Annotated in this window: 13 protein-coding genes and 1 tRNA gene; all 14 read right to left on the bottom strand. The window is 45.1% G+C overall.

All coding sequences use genetic code 11. The annotated features are described in order from the left end of the window. Positions 1 to 7: 7 nt before the first annotated feature. Entirely contained in the window at positions 8 to 943 is a 936-nt protein-coding gene (locus AC2D6U_RS06315; protein WP_484720104.1) for a ribose-phosphate pyrophosphokinase, read from the bottom strand. Between the two features lie 63 nt (positions 944 to 1006). Then, positions 1007 to 1711: an SIMPL domain-containing protein gene (locus AC2D6U_RS06310; RefSeq protein WP_484720103.1), complete on the bottom strand. Its 705-nt coding sequence runs from the start codon at positions 1709 to 1711 to the stop codon at positions 1007 to 1009. Between the two features lie 219 nt (positions 1712 to 1930). After that, positions 1931 to 2003, bottom strand: a tRNA-Gln gene (locus tag AC2D6U_RS06305). Between the two features lie 73 nt (positions 2004 to 2076). Then, the gene (locus AC2D6U_RS06300; RefSeq protein WP_484720102.1) at positions 2077 to 3231 is read right to left on the bottom strand and encodes a YncE family protein; all 1155 of its coding nucleotides are present in this window, start codon (positions 3229 to 3231) and stop codon (positions 2077 to 2079) included. Positions 3232 to 3255: 24 nt separating this feature from the next. Then, positions 3256 to 5214, bottom strand: coding sequence for an LVIVD repeat-containing protein (locus tag AC2D6U_RS06295; RefSeq protein ID WP_484720101.1), 1959 nt, complete (start codon positions 5212 to 5214; stop codon positions 3256 to 3258). A gap of 94 nt (positions 5215 to 5308) precedes the next feature. Then, a complete protein-coding gene (locus AC2D6U_RS06290; protein WP_484720100.1) occupies positions 5309 to 6655 on the bottom strand; it encodes a sugar porter family MFS transporter in 1347 nt (448 codons plus the stop codon). A 36-nt stretch (positions 6656 to 6691) separates the two neighbouring features. Further along, on the bottom strand, positions 6692 to 7135 hold the full coding sequence (locus AC2D6U_RS06285; protein ID WP_484720099.1) for a GNAT family N-acetyltransferase: 444 nt from the start codon (positions 7133 to 7135) through the stop codon (positions 6692 to 6694). A gap of 8 nt (positions 7136 to 7143) precedes the next feature. Then, the gene (locus AC2D6U_RS06280; RefSeq protein ID WP_484720098.1) at positions 7144 to 8028 is read right to left on the bottom strand and encodes a sugar phosphate isomerase/epimerase family protein; all 885 of its coding nucleotides are present in this window, start codon (positions 8026 to 8028) and stop codon (positions 7144 to 7146) included. A gap of 79 nt (positions 8029 to 8107) precedes the next feature. Then, on the bottom strand, positions 8108 to 9934 hold the full coding sequence (locus AC2D6U_RS06275) for a sialate O-acetylesterase (protein ID WP_484720097.1): 1827 nt from the start codon (positions 9932 to 9934) through the stop codon (positions 8108 to 8110). 10 nt (positions 9935 to 9944) lie between these two features. After that, on the bottom strand, positions 9945 to 10685 hold the full coding sequence (gene kdsB / locus AC2D6U_RS06270) for a 3-deoxy-manno-octulosonate cytidylyltransferase (protein ID WP_484720096.1): 741 nt from the start codon (positions 10683 to 10685) through the stop codon (positions 9945 to 9947). 475 nt (positions 10686 to 11160) lie between these two features. Beyond that, complete coding sequence (locus AC2D6U_RS06265) at positions 11161 to 12831, bottom strand: hypothetical protein (protein WP_484720095.1); 1671 nt, start codon at positions 12829 to 12831, stop codon at positions 11161 to 11163. A 14-nt stretch (positions 12832 to 12845) separates the two neighbouring features. Next, positions 12846 to 15569 carry a TonB-dependent receptor gene (locus AC2D6U_RS06260; RefSeq protein WP_484720094.1) on the bottom strand — a complete coding sequence of 908 codons (2724 nt, stop codon included), beginning with the start codon at positions 15567 to 15569 and terminating at the stop codon, positions 12846 to 12848. Positions 15570 to 15817: 248 nt separating this feature from the next. Then, positions 15818 to 16156 carry a gliding motility protein GldC gene (gene gldC / locus AC2D6U_RS06255; RefSeq protein ID WP_484720093.1) on the bottom strand — a complete coding sequence of 113 codons (339 nt, stop codon included), beginning with the start codon at positions 16154 to 16156 and terminating at the stop codon, positions 15818 to 15820. A gap of 1 nt (position 16157) precedes the next feature. Continuing rightward, entirely contained in the window at positions 16158 to 16817 is a 660-nt protein-coding gene (locus tag AC2D6U_RS06250) for a 3-oxoacid CoA-transferase subunit B (protein ID WP_484720092.1), read from the bottom strand. Positions 16818 to 16905: the final 88 nt, after the last annotated feature.

Here is a 16905-nt window from a genome sequence, read left to right as displayed (position 1 = left end):
TGTATAATTAGATAAATAATTGACTTATTGAACCATCTTTTGTGATGTTGGTGATGGCTTTCGAAAATAGTTCGGCTACGGTCAACACCCGGATCTTATCGGATGCTCGTTGCAATGGAATCGTATCGGTAATCACGAGCTCAGACAAAACTGAGTTCTCCAAATTCTCATACGCTTTACCCGACAATACGGGGTGCGTACATACGGCACGAACTGATTCTGCTCCTTGCTCCATGATGATCTGTGCGGGCTTACACAAGGTGCCCCCTGTATCGACCAGGTCGTCTACAAGCACTACATTTCTGCCTTCCACATTACCGATGATGCGCATTTCAGCCACTTCATTCGGACGTTTTCTGTGCTTGTCGATCACCACCATTTCCGAGTTGAAATGCTGCGCAAATGATCGGGTTCTTTTTACACCACCTACATCTGGCGATGCAAACAATAGGTTGTCCAAATTCAAGCTCCTTAGGTAAGGAACAAATATGGCCGAACCGTCCAGGTGATCTACCGGGATATCGAAAAACCCTTGGATCTGACCGGCGTGTAAATCACAGGTCATGATGCGATCTGCACCGGCTGCCGTTAGGATGTTAGCCACCAACTTGGCACCGATCGCTATTCTGGGCTTGTCTTTTCTGTCTTGACGTGCATAACCAAAGTAAGGCATCACTGCAATGACCTTGTAAGCGCTTGCGCGCTTCGCTGCATCGATCATCAAACAAAGCTCTATCAAGTTATCACTTGGGGCCATGGTTGATTGGATCAGAAAAACATTCGCCCCACGAATAGATTCGTTGTAATAGGGGGCCATTTCACCATCAGAAAACTTCTGCAGTTTGATCTCACCTAAGCCTTGGCCAAAAAATTCTCCAATTTTTTTCCCTAGGTCTGCTGAGCCATTTCCCGCAAATATTTTGTTTTCTCTAGTGTATGACACGATGCGCTTTTTTCGAGCTGCAAAATTAGTGATTTTTTATTGAAATATATGTATCACTAAAATCTAATCTTTCAAGAAGTACTCGAGGGTTGTCACGACACGGACTGTTTTGATGTAAGGGGTGTTTTGATCACGGTCTGAAATAGAAAAAATGCCTTGTCGAGCCGATTTGATTTTGCCAACGGCCGAATTGGAGTCCATCGCGAATTTCTCAGCCACTTCCCGTGCATTTTTTGTGGCCTCTTCGATCATTTCAGGTTTTAAGCCATTAAGGCCTGTGAATAAATACGTGATCGGGCGCCAATTGTCTTTTGAAGAAAGCAATACACCGTCTTCGATCAGGTCCAATGAAGCGGTTAAAGCTTGTTGTAGTTTAGCAATTTGATTCGTTCTGATGGTAAACTCCATTTTAGCAATGTAGCGAAAGGGCTGATTGGCATTCCCTCCATAGATATTGGCCTTGGCGTCCTGGATATTGGTAGGACCAACTGAAAACTCATCTGAGGTGAATTCCCGATCGGTAAAAAAAGCAATGACCTCTTTTTTCTGTCCATCGATCTGTGCCTTCAAGCTGGTCAGGCTATTGGATGCAATGGTCACTTCAATTGGCCATACGGCGAGGTCTGCAGGTACCTCACGTTCTGCTAATCCTTTCACCTCTACACTTCGATTGGTCATGATGGCATTGCGCTGCATACCGCCAATAAAAAGTCCGGCCAAAATAATCGCGATGGCTAGGGGGAGGGAGGCTGTCCAATTGATCTTCATTACTAGTGTTTTAGTTAATAACTTACATGCCTAAGAATTAGTACATGAAATGTAAGCTTTTTGTAGCTAGGCATAAAAAATTCATCACATTTTGTGAGGCTCTTGTTGGTCTACTAGGGCTTCCCGATGTTCGTTACACTCCATCGGGACAGGCTTCTCGCCCATAAAATCCTATAAAAAACAAAAACCCCACCGCAAGGGCAGGGTTTTCATCTTTTGTTGGTCTACTAGGGCTCGAACCTAGACTCTTCTGAACCAAAATCAGACGTGTTGCCAGTTACACCATAGACCATCCTGAAATCGGAGTACAAAAGTAGTCCACTGTTTTTTATTTGAAAACCTTTTCACTAAAATTTTTGACTTTTTTAGTCGTCACTGATTTTCCAAAAAGCGATTCCTCCGGCTTGTTTACCCAAATGAGCAGTGTCCACTACTTTTAGCGTTTCTAAATCAATGATATCGACCATGCCTGGGTCATCTTGAATCCCTTCAACAGAGACAAAAGCGTATTTACCATCACTTGAAATAGCAACACCATGGGTTACTTTTTGACTATTCGCCAAACGGGCCATCTCTTTACCCGTGGTTAAATCCCAAATACCTGTCTGTGCATCCGATTTGTAGGAAACCACCATGTATTTTCCATCAGGAGAGAGGTCGATGTTGTAAGGTCCTTTACCCGTCTTGAATTTCCGAGTGGCCTTCCAATCCTTGGTGTCGATCTCCAAGACCTCTGCCGCACCGTTGCCGGCTACATAGACCAAGTCTTTGGTGGGATGTGGACTAACCCAGGTCGGTTTAAAGGCAGAGTGTTTCATGCCTTCCATTCCTGACATCCCTTTCATGCCATCGCCGTGATCCATTTTCGAATGATCCATGGTGCTATGGTCCATTTTCGAATGATCCATTTCACCTGCCATCAAAGAGGCCGATGCTTTATCCAAATCAAATGACTTGCTCACTTTAAGGCCCAAGGCATCAATTTCGAATAATTCGCCTGACATCATAGCGACTGAATAGTGCTTTAAGCCATCAGCGGATAGTCGACTCCCATGAGGCATCGCACCTGTGGTGATTTGATCCAATTCCGTCATGGTTTCTACGTCCACTACGGAAACTGAACTTGGCACCATGTCTCCGTGGAGGTTGAAGTTCACACAATAGAGCAAACCTGTTGCGGCCGAAACTTGCATGGACGCAGGAAACAAACCCAATTCAGTGGTGCCGACGACTTCATCTGTCCCTGTCTTGAATTTGTACAGGGTACCATAGGGGTTGCCATGAGCCAAACTCAAGTACCAGTAGTCACCGTTCGGACCCACTGTGATGCCGTGAGGGCCTTCAATTTCTGCCGGCCATACACCCACATCGATGTTTTTGACCGTTTCCGCCTTCTTGCCATCGAATTTGATCAAAGCAACCTGATCATCCGATTCGGCTGTGACATAGATGTAATAGTTTTGTCCATGCACCACCGCCATCGACATGAACAGGGTTAAACTCAATATTAACTTCTTCATAAGCTTGTCCATTTCGCTTTTGTCTTACTTCGACTGGATCTGAGTTTCTTTAGGCTTCACTGGTTCCAGTTTAGCAGACCAGAGCCCACTGTTCCAATCCGAGTAGAAGATATGTCCTTTATGCAATTGGGCTCCCCAGGTAAAAGGTGCATTAGGTGAATACCCGTTAGCATCGTTTGGAATGATCCACGCGATCTCACGTCCTTGGGCTCTCAAATCACCCATTAACTCACCACTGAGGTCAACGACGCGCACCCCCGCATTGTAGAAAGCAACGTATAAAATATCGTCTTCGATCCAGAAGTTATGGGAACCAGCATACGGGATTTCGAAGCGAGCGACCTCTTCAGGATTTTCTGTATCGGTAAAATCAACCACGTGCAAATAACCTCCTGCCATGTTCACACCGCCTTTTCCGGTATTCAAGCCATAAGGGAAGATCTCGTCACCACCGATCACGTAGAACCTGCCGGTCTTACTTTTATAGGGGAACGCGGCATGATTGGCCTTATTGGGATAAGCGTAGCTTGAGATTTTGACAGGATTTGATGGCGAACCACCGGCAATTCCGTTGCCAACATCAACCATATGAATCCCGTCTCCCCAGTTGGAAGAGTAGGCGATACCGTCTTCTACCCATACATCGTGAATGGAATGGCCGGGTGTGTCCAACTCGTATTTCCCTACTGCATATGGGTTTTTTGGGTCTTCAATGTTGATGATATAATATTTTTGACCCGCACTTAAGGCATATACGTGATCTTCATAAATGAAGACGTTATGCACACCGCCAGTCATGTTCTCGTCGAAACGAGAAACGATCTCAACATTTCGTGGGTCTTTCACATCAATGATGACCAAACCATTCTTTCTGTCAGAAGCACCTTCTCTGGAGATCACGCAAATGGTGCCATCTGCCGAGATTTTGACATCGTTCACTGTTCTGGCGTCGACCTGCACACTGTCGATCTTAATGATGCTTGCAGGGTCAGTTACATCCCAGAAATAGGCTTTGCCATCGGCACCCCAAGTTCCGGTGACCGCATAGTCACGTCCATCGACACCTTCCCAGATCCAAAGGTCTGAGGTGTGTTTGTCGTTGACGGATCCCTGACCAACCAATTCGATTTTTCTCGCCACATCACGGGCAGTGATCTTTAAGGTTTCTGAGGCAGCAGCCGTTCCGCAAGAAGCGGTTACGGTATACATACCGGCCTCATCAGCAACGAAGCGTCCATCTTGCTTGATCAAGCCCGAAGCTGACTGACTGGTGTTGTCTGAAACACCTGTAAAGGAGTAGGAGATCGGGGCATCTGATACTTCATTCCCCTTTTTGTCGAAAGCCTTTGCTTCAAAATGAAACACATCGCCGGTTCGGGCTTGATTGCCTTCAGCCGACAATTGGATGGTTGCCACTGGGTTTTCAATCACATTTAAGGTCACTGTATTGCTGATGCTTTCAGCACTAAGCGTCACCGTCACTTTGCCTTTGCCCACGGTATTAACGATACCAAAGTCATTAACAGCAGCGATGGCTTCATTGCTAGATGAAAAACTAACGGCAACTTCGTCGCGTTCAAACCCACCTTTATCGATGACTTTGTATTGCAGTTTTAAAGGCACATTAGAAAAGACCCTATTTGGAATGTCCTCCACTCTGATCTCCGTAATGGGAGGTTGTTTCACAGAAACGCTAAACGTCTTTCTTGCACCATCTGTGATGGCAAATAGATTGAATTCACCTGCCTGATAGGCCGTAATGGTCATGGTAGAATCTACCGCAACGCTTCTTCTGTCTCGACGCCCAAAGCTCAGGGTGACTTGATCAGAGGTCTTTTTCCCATTTTCAGTCACATAAGCACTTACTTTGAGTTGATCACCTACTTCCATATTGATTTGGGCAGGTTCTATCACAATTTCTTTTTGAGCTGACAGGCCAATCGCCAAGGTCAGTAACGCACTAAAGAGGAATAGTTTCTTCATAATCATTTATTTGAATGGATAATCTACACACAGATGGGCTTATTCTCAAATCAGTTGTGAAAAGCTCAGCAAAATTTTGTTCAGCGGTAGGTGATTAGCCTTTTACAAGTTCTTTTTCTAACTCTTCGAGTGACCTGCCTTTGGTTTCAGGCATCAACTTCCAGACAAAAACTAATTGGAAGACCATAAACACGGCAAAAATGGTGAATACCCAGGCCGGACCGATGGAGTTGAAAAGGGAAGGGACCATGGCAGGGATAATAGCAGCCAACCACCAATGTACCGAAGTGCCAAATGATTGTCCTTTTGATCGCAAGTGATTGGGGAATATTTCTGAGATGAATACCCAGATGATGGCACCTTGCCCGATGGCATGTGCTCCAATGAACAGGAATAAAGCAGGGGGTATCACACTCGACCAACCAAAGGCAAAGGCCAAGGCGGTGGTCGCTAAGGTCAGAATATAGCCCACAGATCCTATGTACATCAATTGCTTTCGGCCTAATCTGTCAATAAGTAGAACGCCAAGAAGCGTAAAGATCAAATTGGCGATACCAATCCCTACCGTGCTCAGAAAAACAGCATCTTCACCGAGCCCTGCGGCAGAAAAGATACGTCTTGCGTAGTAAAGGAGTGCATTTATGCCACTAAATTGATTGAAAAAGGATATGGCAAAAGCGAGCATCAATGGGAATTTATATTTTTTGGAGAAAAGCTTCTCACCAGGGTCTGTTTGATGATTCACAGATGCTTTTATGGCCAAGATCTGTTCATCGATCTGCTCTTTGGGATATATCTTTTCAAACACTTTTCTTGCACCACTTTCGTCATTCTTGGTCAATAATAGCCAACGAGGACTTTTGGGTACGGTAAACACGATCAGGGTATAGATCATGGCAGGCAGTGCTTCAATGCCAATCATCCATCGCCAAGCTTCTGCGTCGATGTTAATGGCGATCAGGTAATTGGATACAAAAGCAACCAGAATTCCAAACACAATATTGAGTTGGTACAAGGCCACCAATCTTCCACGTTTATCAGCGGGTGCAATTTCAGAGACGAAGGCTGGGGCAGCAATAGTTGAGGCGCCAACTCCTAATCCACCCAAAAAACGAAAGAAGGCAAATAACCAAGGGTCACTCACTGTTGCGGAGCCTAGGGCAGAGATCGTATACAATACGCCGATCAGGATAAGGGTCTTTTTTCGTCCGAGTTTGTCGTTTGGAAAGCCACCCAACATGGCACCCATCACTGTTCCCCAAAGGGCAGAGCCAACGACGATCCAACCATGAAACAGGTCATTGCTTCCGTTCAAGGTGAAATCCGACCAGAGTGCTTGTAGTTCTTGTTCAGCCCCATTGATCACAATGGTGTCGAAGCCAAAAAGGAAGCCTGCCAAAGCACTGGCAATCGACCAGAGATAAACTTTTTTCGTGTTCATAAGCAAAGTTGATCGTTTAATATAGTGGATTTCCTGTTAGTACTGGAATAGTAGATAAGGAAGTTGGCGACCCCTGGGAATACCAGCTACCTGATGGGTTTCTACAAAACCAAATTTTTCATAGAAGCCCTTGGCATTGGGGTCTGATAAAACACCGATGGAGGCGCATTGCCCCTTCAGGAGGCTGAGTATGAACGAAAGCAATTCTTTACCCAAACCTTTACGTTGAAAGGAACTATGAATCCAAAAGTGTTCTATTTCTACGCCGGAATCCCGTGTTTTCAGCATACAAAAGCCTCCAATTTCATTGTTCATCAGGATCATGTAGGTAGGGTATTGACGGATCAAATCAGGCGTAATGGTCAGGTCGTCTTCCCAGATTTCCAACCATTCTTGTGGGTAATTCCAAATGGCCTTGGCACTTTTAGCAATGCTGGTCAATAAAAAAGCATCCCAAGAGGATGCTTTTTTTATCTTCATGTGGTTCATCAGAAGCTCAGCTTCTTGAGGAATTTAGCACTAGTTTTTAAGCTACTCACGGAGTCCTCAGCAAAATTGCGGTCTTGCTCTACAAAGAAGGACTGTAGTCCAGCGTTTTCTTGATATCTAAAGATCTGTTTCCAATCGATATCGCCATTGCCAACTTCCGTCATGAGCCTATCCTGAGCTAATGAAAGATCCTTGACATGCCATAGGGGAACTCTCTTTAAGTTATTTGAGAAGAAGCGGATTGGATCGATCTCGGCATAACGTGCCCAATAAATGTCTAATTCGATCTTTACTTTGTCTTCGTCTGTTTCTGATAGAATGACATCCATCGGTACTTGTCCATCAATTTCCATGAACTCAAATTCGTGGTTATGATAGCAGAATTGGATGCCTGCCCGTTGAGCGGTTTCGCCGCACTTGTTGAAAAGCTCACTAAGCTCTTTGTATTGGTCAATTGATTGACGTTCAAAATCCATCAAATAAGCACAGACGATGTACTTTGCCCCCAGATCAGCAGCTTGGTCTACGGCCATCTCCCAATCCTTGGTCATGGTACCTTTCATGTCGGGTGCAGCAGCACCTGTCATCACATGGATACTTCTGAGGTCTATCTTAGAGTCTTCGATGATCTGCTTTGCTTCTGCAACTGGTTTTCCCAAGAGTTTCCCATTACCGAAATCAAAGCCTTCCATGTAGTCGTAACCGGCTTTCCTCAATTGCTTGAGTGTTCCGGCCATGTTGTTGTAGATGACATCCCTGACAGTATAGGCTTGGAAACCAAATTCTTCTATGCGGGCCTCGAAGGCCTTCGCCATGAGTTGACTTGAGGCAGCTATACCAGCCGTTGCCAAGGCAGATTGACCCAAAAATCGTCTTCTATCCATTATTTATCAATTGAATATTCAAACTAGTAAAAAAAGAAAAAGGGTAAAAGAAGTATTCTTCCATTACCGATAAGAAGGCTTAAAATTTCAATATTTTTTTGATAATAGAGGTGTTGCTTTCGATGTGATGAACTTGTAAAAAGTAGTTTCCTGGTGTAAGCCCTAATAGATCGATCTCGAGCATATCTTGCGTGACTGCATCAACTCGTTTTATTTTATCTCCGTTATTATTCATCAAGGTGATCTGATAGGTGCCTTCGAGTCCAAAGTAGAGATCAATCGTACGGTAGGTGGGCAGTGGGAAGACCTTCGTTTTCAAGTCTAATTCATGTGCCATGGAATCAAAAGGGCCGTCAAAGCCATCGCAATCTTCATCGATACCATTTACGGAAAAATCTAGCGCATCCGGATATATTCTCGCATCTTGATCATTACAATCTACGACGCAGCTGTAGCCGTCTTGATCGCTATCAGGGAATTTGGGCTTCAGATTGAAAAATTGGGCAATGCTTTTGTTATTGATGCGGAAAAGAGGAAGCCCAGGAGAGGAAGAACGATATGTCAAGCCAGTAAACTGATCATTGAGCGTGCCGGATAACTGCAAGGTGATCTGATCTCCTGTAACAATGATCTCTTGTACTTGAATGGTGCTGTCTCCTTCAAAACTTAGGTTATCCAATTGGGTTTCATCGAGTAGGATAGTGCTTGTGTTTTGTAAGCTCATGACAAGTCCATTTCGCTGACAATCGGAATAGCTCAGGCTAGCCAAAGAGGCAAAAGGCTCATCTAAGGAGTCGCCATAAAGCCTTGAACGCATGATGTTGGCCATGTCTTTCCCAGCGTTTAGATACCCAGATTCCGTGAAATGGCATAGATCGCTCGATTTCTCCAAATGGCCGGTTGGAAGCAAGGTTGTATGTTCGTTCGTTTTTGCAAATTGTCGTTGTGCCTCTTGAACTTGTACCATGCAATCGGGTGTGATGCCAAAACCATCGCATGATTGAGGTTGAAACAGAAAGAGATCTTCGTAAGGACCAAAATCCCGCCACCATTCGTCCGTCATCAGTTGAAAAAGCGATTGGTATTCGTCAACTGACCGGCAGAACCAGGGAAAGCCATCAGATTCACCTTGCCACCAGATGATCGCTCGCAGTTTTCCTTTCAATTGGGCTTCATCGATGCGCTTTAGCAGTTGTGCATAGTGTTTTGTGGGGATGGCGCTTTGGTGATCTTCAGGTAGCAATTCTTGTATGCTCATGCCACCCACCGCTCCATTAATGAAAGCAACGGGGATACCTTTTTTCTGGATCAATTCATGCCCGAGCTGCTGAGCCCAAATCCCGATGTCCTTGTCGGCATATGTCATCCCGGTTCGATCGTCTTTTAGTGCATACCAACGGAGCGCTGATCGTCCATTTTGAGTGGAGAGGCCAAAGGTGCGCATGAACTGGTGCTTCAAGGTGTCTGATCTTCCACCCGCCGCATTGCTTTGTCCATAGATCATAAAGGCGTCGCCTACCACCACGTCGATCGCACGGTGAACGACCTCGCCCACACCACCTTGAAAGGTGATCAACTCAAACCCATGGTTAACAAGGGCTGCTTCGAGCAGGAAGCTTTTTTGGAAGTACTTATCTGCTGAAACCACTAATCGGTGAACCTCTTCGTTTCCTTGGCTATCCCAATGTCGTATGATCAATGAATCGAATGGTATTGGGCTCGTATTTCCTTTGAATGAAACAAGGGCCAGGTTATACAAAGGGTCCCTCGGGTAAAGTTGGTTACTCGTCGGTGCTTCTGTCAGGATAATTCCATGCTCTTCTTGCCCTTGTATGGAATGGAAGGGGAAGCAGATCAAAAAAAGGAGGTAAGCTACTCCCGCACTATGACGAATAAGGCATTTCAATTGCTAGCGGTCATGGTTTATTTGCATTAAGGAAGGCTTCTGCACTGGCAAGGTCCTCAGGACTATCGATAGAAATGCCCATGCCTTCACTTTCTACCATCCTAATTTTTTTACCTATCTCAAGATGCCGGAGTGCTTCAATTTTTTCGACTTTCTCCAACGGGGTCAATGAGGTTTTGTAAAAATCCAGTAAGGCTTGCTTACGAAAGGCGTAAACGCCAATGTGACGATGTGCTCTTCGCGGTGTTGATTGATCTCTCCAGTAAGGAATAGGCGATCTGGAAAATAAGAGGGCATTGTTCTGTTCATCTACTACCACCTTAACGTTATTAGGATCATTGATCTCTTTTTCCTCTGTCATTACCTGCATGAGCGAAGCCAGGTCAATGGTGTGGTTTGTGTCTTCTTCAAAGACTTGAAGTAGTTTGGCTAGTGGTTCCCTACGAATAAAGGGTTCATCGCCTTGTACGTTGAGCATAACGTCTGCGTTGAGGGATGCTGCGGCTTCTGCGATGCGATCGCTGCCGCATTCATGTGCTCTTTTGCTCATCATCGCTTGACCTCCTTGTGCCGTGATCAGATCGAAGATGACCTGAGAATCGGTCACGACATAGACTGCATCGAACAAGCCTGTCGCATAAGCGGCCTTATAGGTCTTCAGAATAACGGGCTCTCCGCCTAATGAGGCCATAAGCTTACCCGGAAAACGCGAAGCTTCGTATCGTGCAGGGATTAAGGCGATTGCTTTCATATCATGTTATTGAATACCAAAAATAGAGAGAAAGTCTGAGGCGTCATAAGCAGTAAAAATCCCATAATGGGAGAAAATGTCTTGAACTTGGACTATTTCCACATACTCCAAGCGGTAGATGAATTTATAAAATATTGATAAACAAGGAGATAGAGAATGAAGTAAGATTGGCCGGATGCTTGTATTCAATGCTAAAGGTTTAAGAGCAAATAGCGAATTGTGGGAATGTGAAGTTGGACGCTACTAGATCTATTTGGTTGAGGTGGCCCCGGGGGAGACCCTGGGGTCTTTTTTACAATTTCTTACTAGCATGTATTTGAATGCTTGTGCAGAGAGTTGTAAAAAGTGGCCCAAGTCCAAAAGTAAGTTGGTTGACATATACACACCGTTTCATGCGGTGAGCAATATATGTTTTGGTTGAAAAAAAAGGCCTCCATAAGGGAGGCCTTTTTGCTTTATGATCATTTATAGATGCTTATTCAGTAGCAATAATACTTCTCAACGCCAATACATTGACCGTTGGAATATCAGCTCCTTTAGTAGCATTTAAGGCTTCGATGATTCTATTGGCAATGATGGCAGCACCTCGAGGGTTCGGGTGGATACCGTCTACTGAATAGATACCATTAGGAGAGAAGTCCGGTGCTAGGTTGACTCCTTGCACCTCAATTCCTTGCACACCATCTGCTCGCGCAGCTGCTGCTGTAGCCATATCAGCTAAGAATGGAAGATTAGGGAATCCAGAACCAGGGATCAGTGCAGGATTTACTAAACCGGCTGCTGTTTGCGGATCTAAGCCTGCAATATCGGCGAAATCAGGCTGTACATCCACCAAGGTGAGCACCTCAGCTCCAGCTTGTTGGTTGATACCAGCAACAACACCTGCAATAGTCGAGTTGAAAGCTGCCCTTGTACCTACCACAATTTGCGTTTCAGCAGCAGAAAGAATGAATTGATCTGCTACCGGAATTGTCACACCAGTGATCAATTGTGGGTTACCCCCAACAATTGTTCCTAAGACTGTGGCGGCAGTCAACACAGGTCTGTCGTTCGCTGTTGCCGGTCTTGACTGTCTGTAAGGCTCAAGCCCAGCTCTCTGAGCAGGTGACATCAGCTGCGCTTGTACCAATTGGTCCCAAAACGGACCGAGGTCAGTCAATGCATCGTCCAGCATTAAGATCGGGTTGGCACCCGTGGCATAACTTACCTGTCTGGCCAGTGCGTCTTCTGGAGTGATAAAACCTTGCCCGGCAGCTGCCATTATAGCGCCATTCACACCTTGAAATTGCGAATTTCCTGGTGTTCCGAAGGCTGCATTTAAAACAGCAATCTGTCCTGCTTCGGTCAAGGGGATGGCATTGTAAGGAACTGCATTAAAGTAAGGTAAGGTCACCAATAAGGGAAGTGTCATTACGGTACCCTGAGCTCCGGACTGCACCAATGCACCCAAAGATTGAGTCAATGCAGCTTGAAAGGCCGGCTGTGGTGTGATGGCCGCATCATTTGATCCACCGCCTGCAGCGTATCCCAAGATGTCGTTATTTCCTAACCAATAGGTAAAGAAGGTAGGGGATGTACCCAATACATCGCCCAGCACGGTTGACGTTCCTGGTTGCGTGGTAAATCGTGCGAAGTACGGATTACTCGCAAGAGCAGGGTCCGCCACATCTACGACGCGCATGCCTGGCACACCGAAGTTGTTCAAAGCCGCTTTATCACCTGTATATGGGCCGAATTGCTCACCATTTGGATTAGGGACTGGTCTGAGTAAACTCAAGGATAGTTCAAGCCTGCCATTTATTCCACCGTCAGCTCTTGCACTAGAAAATCCAATAGCCGAATTGATGTCAGGCTGATTGAAATCGCCACCATCAATACCTGGTGTTTTCAATTGTTCTGCAATCAAGGCAGGAAATGAAAGTGCTTGACCTTGGTCATACAAGGCACCGTCTTGGTAACCCGCTGTGATTGAATTACCAATGGAAACGAATTTTGTGAAATTCAATGCCCCAGGGTCACCTGTAACAGGTCCAGGAATTGGATTTTGTTCTTCCAGTTGCTCGATGAGCTTATCTTCTTCGTCACAAGCTGTGAAAACGAGGGTAGCGGCTAGCGCAGCAACTAAGTATCTATTAAATTTTTTCATTTTCATGGTTGATTTTAATTGAAGAATTCGTCAAACGTGATCTGGATGTAGTAAATACCTCCAATGCTTGGGTTACCAATTGAAGTGGTGTAATAGTCGTTCAATAGGTTGCTAGCACCTAGCTTGAAGATCGACTTCCACTGTGGTACTCTGTAGCTCACTTGAGCATCTAGGGTCCCGAATGAAGGCACAACACCTACACCAAATGACGATTCCCATAAGAAGGCTTGCTGCCATCTCCAAGTAACGTTGAAGCCTAATCTGTCAGTTACTTTTCTGTTTTCAAATTTGATGTTGTATCGGTATTTCGGCGTATTGTAAGCAGCTCTAAAACCTTGAGCGATCAAATCGTCCTGAGAGATCAACTCGTTGTAGGCTACGTTACCTCCGATAGTGTAACCACTTGGTAAGCTATAATCTAACTGTAACGCCCATCCTTGTGATTGCACTTCACCCGTTGCATTGATGTCAAAACCAAAGCGTTGGGTAGGTACTGTTCCGTTGATGATGTCTTGTCTCAATTGAGGAGAATCCGACACTTTAGGTCCGGTCAATCCATTAGGAACCGCTTGCGTGAAATCGATCTCAGCGATGAAATCTGTATAAGCAGAGTAATAGTAATAGGCATCCACTAAAAGACGGCCATCAGCGAACAAGCCTTTGTAACCCACTTCGTAGGTATTTACTTTCTCTGGCTTGAAATCATTCGCTACTCTGTCTTCCAAAGCAAATGCAGCTGCATTGCCAGTAGCTCTTGCTGCATCAACAGAAGTACTCACATAAGAATTGGTCGGGTCGAAGTTGTATCGGTCAACCAATAGTTGGTTACTACCAATTAATCTTCTGGTTACTACGTCCAAATCGATGAACTGATCTTGTGTTGTAGGCAATCTAAAGCCTCTTTGGAATGAACCTCTGAAGTTATGGTTTCCTTGAGAATAGACAGCAGAAACTCTTGGTGAAAACTGTCCGTCAAAGTTTTCATTCTTATCATAACGAAGTGAACCTTGCAATCTCAATTTGTCATCCAACAATCTTTTTGTTATCTGACCATAAGCTCCATACTCCATAAAGCTGATCTCTTCGCCATCATTGTCAAGAGCGAATAGTGTGCCCTCAGAGTTGAGTGAGTACTGTCTCCAGTTTGCACCTACCACAACTTCAGCCCAGTCAATTCTGTTGGAAAGATCCCAGCTACCCTCTGCATGCCACATTTGAGACTTGTCTAAGAATTGAGCTCCACCTTGAGCGATAGAAACACCTCTGATCTGGTCGGCCAGCGTGTTAAATGCAGCGGTACCTGGTTGGGGTTGTGTCGCGTTCGCAGCTACTCTTGCAGCTGCATGTGCCGCGTTGATGTCAGCCCCTTGTAGTCTTGCACCACCGAAGGTGGTCAAGTAAGGAGAGAGGTAGGTTTGTTGATTGATCAATGAAGCCAAGGTGTTGGCTGCGTAGCTATCGCCCGAATTTTCACGGGTATTGTATGCTCTTACGTAAAACTCAGATCCTTTCAATTCTAATTTGGTGGTGGTAATCGAGAAATTATCTAACACGAATCTATCATTGGCTGTATAGACTGTGCTACCTGAACCGTAGTTGAATTGTCCAAAGACTTCTAAGTTGTCATTGAGTCTGTAGTGCAAGGCACCACCGAATTTGATGCTTTCTGTGGTGTTGTCCACGAAATCTACTTCTCTGAATCCGTTAGGTGTAAATAAGCCATCTAGCCCATCAGGAATAAGGTTTCTGATAGGGGCAACTGCCGGTCCTGCAATGTCAGCAATGGTTCCTGTCGTGATCTGGAAGTCACCATAGGTATTCAATCCATCATAGAATCGGTTATTTCCTCTTTCTGTCGCACCTCTTTCCAAGACGCCAAAAGAAGCAGGTCCTTGGTCTCTGTAATCAGCAGCCACCCAATCTTGTGCATTGAGGTAAGAAGCAGTCACTTTAAAGGCGAATTTGTTATTGACCGATTTGGCATAGCGGAAGCCATAATCTTGGTAGAGCGACATTGGATGGTATTCTTCATCCACGTGGTTTACACCTGTTTTGGCATAAACGCTCAAGCCTTGGTAGTCAAAGGGGTTTTTAGAAGTCAATAGTAAGATACCATTGATCGCGTTCGGTCCGTATAGGGCAGAAGCAGCTCCAGGAATCATCTCTGCGCTTTCAAGGTCCAAGTCGTTGATACCGACAATGTTTCCAACAGAGAAGTTCAACCCTGGTGCTTGGTTGTCGATACCATCGATCAATTGAACAAATCGTGTGTTTCCATTAGCACCAAAGCCTCTGGTATTGACCGATTTGAAAGTGAGGGATTGTGTACTGAAATCAACACCTTTCAAATTTGCCAAACCCTCATAGAATGAAGGAGAGGCCGTGTTTTGGATGTCCAAGATGTCCATCTTTTCGATCGACACCGGCGACGTCAATACATTTTCTTCGATCCTTGATGCGGAAACAACCACTTCTTGACCGAAGATCACCTGCTCTTGCATGGTAACATCGAGCTTGGTGGTTGAGCTATTCGTAATCTCAATCGATTGCGTTTGATAGCCCACATAAGAAAATATTAGGGTTAGGGGTGGGGCCTGATTCACCGTCAAGCTGTAGGTGCCATCCGCTTGGGTAATGGTACCTACCACTTTTCCATCTACTCTGATGTTCACACCAGGTAGGGTTTCTCCGGAGTCGTCCGTGACGGTTCCCGAGATAGTTGTCTGATTTTGAGCCATTAATGCTATCGATTGCATGCATAGTGCAACGACAAACAGACTTCTAATAATCGTCTTCAAATTCATTGTTTGTTGTTTGGTTTAAAACAAATAAAGTTTGGCAAGGATCAAGTTCAGGACCCTTTTCGTGCGTGTTTGGTCAAAAATACAATGATTTTCGACTTATCAATGCGTATGAAACAAAAAGTCTTCTGCTAACAAAGGATATTTTTAGCTCTCAAACGCGTATTATATTCTTTATAAAGCAATTAGCTGTTGCTTTTTTGTTCCTCTTCTAGGTGCTTCACCAGCTTATCGCACAATCGATTCATCGATGAGGACATGAATTCATCGCCTGTTGCATTGAGGATACTCTGTGCCAGGCCGCCTAAGCAGTCAATGTAGAATCGCTTCATTTCGTCTACGGGCATTTCTTTATTCCAAAGGTCAATTCGTAGCGTGCTTTGATTAGGGGCATCCCAGATCGATAAGCTAAAGGTTTTGGTTTCTTCTTCGCCGCCGTCCTTGTCGGTAGCATCCCAAAGGATTTTCTCGGGTACACTGTCCTTATCGAGCAGTACGCGTATGTTGATGTTAGATTCTTTCATGTTAGTTGATTTGCATTTCAGGGATATCTCCTTCTACAATAAGTTTTCCTTCCGTCGCCTCTTGAATTTCTTGCACAGAAACGCCCGGGGCTCTTTCAATGAGTTTAAAACCACCTTCGGGCAATACATCGAGTACGGCCATGTCGGTGACGATCTTCTTAACACAATTGATGCCTGTGATGGGCAGTGTGCAGGCTGGTAAGAGTTTTGAATCTCCGTTGCGGCTTTTGTGTTGCATGGCCACAATGATGTGGTCGGCTGAAGCCACCAGGTCCATGGCACCGCCCATCCCTTTGACCATTTTGCCAGGGATCTTCCAGTTGGCGATATCACCATTCTCTGAGACTTCCATGGCGCCTAGAATGGTAAGGTCGACATGCCCGCCACGGATCATCGCAAAACTTTCTGCCGAATCAAAAAGAGATGAGCCGGCTATGGTGGTGATGGTTTGTTTTCCTGCATTGATCAAATCCGCATCCACGTCGGCCTCTTCGGGAAAAGGCCCAATGCCAAGGAGACCGTTTTCAGATTGAAGCACAACGTTTATGCTATCAGGTATAAAGTTTGCCACTAGGGTAGGGATGCCTATGCCCAAATTGATGTATGAGCCGTCTTCTACCTCTTGTGCGATTCGTTGTGCAATTCCTACTTTATCTAACATACCATTCAATTTGAAGATTTGGTTTTTTGTTGATTTGATGATTTTTGTTTGACAACATGCTCAAAGAGCCTTATCCCAAGGAATCATC

This window comes from Roseivirga sp. YIW32, assembly GCF_057219245.1.
The sequence above is the reverse complement of the archived record's forward strand: the minus strand, read 5'-3'. Positions and strand labels throughout refer to the sequence as shown.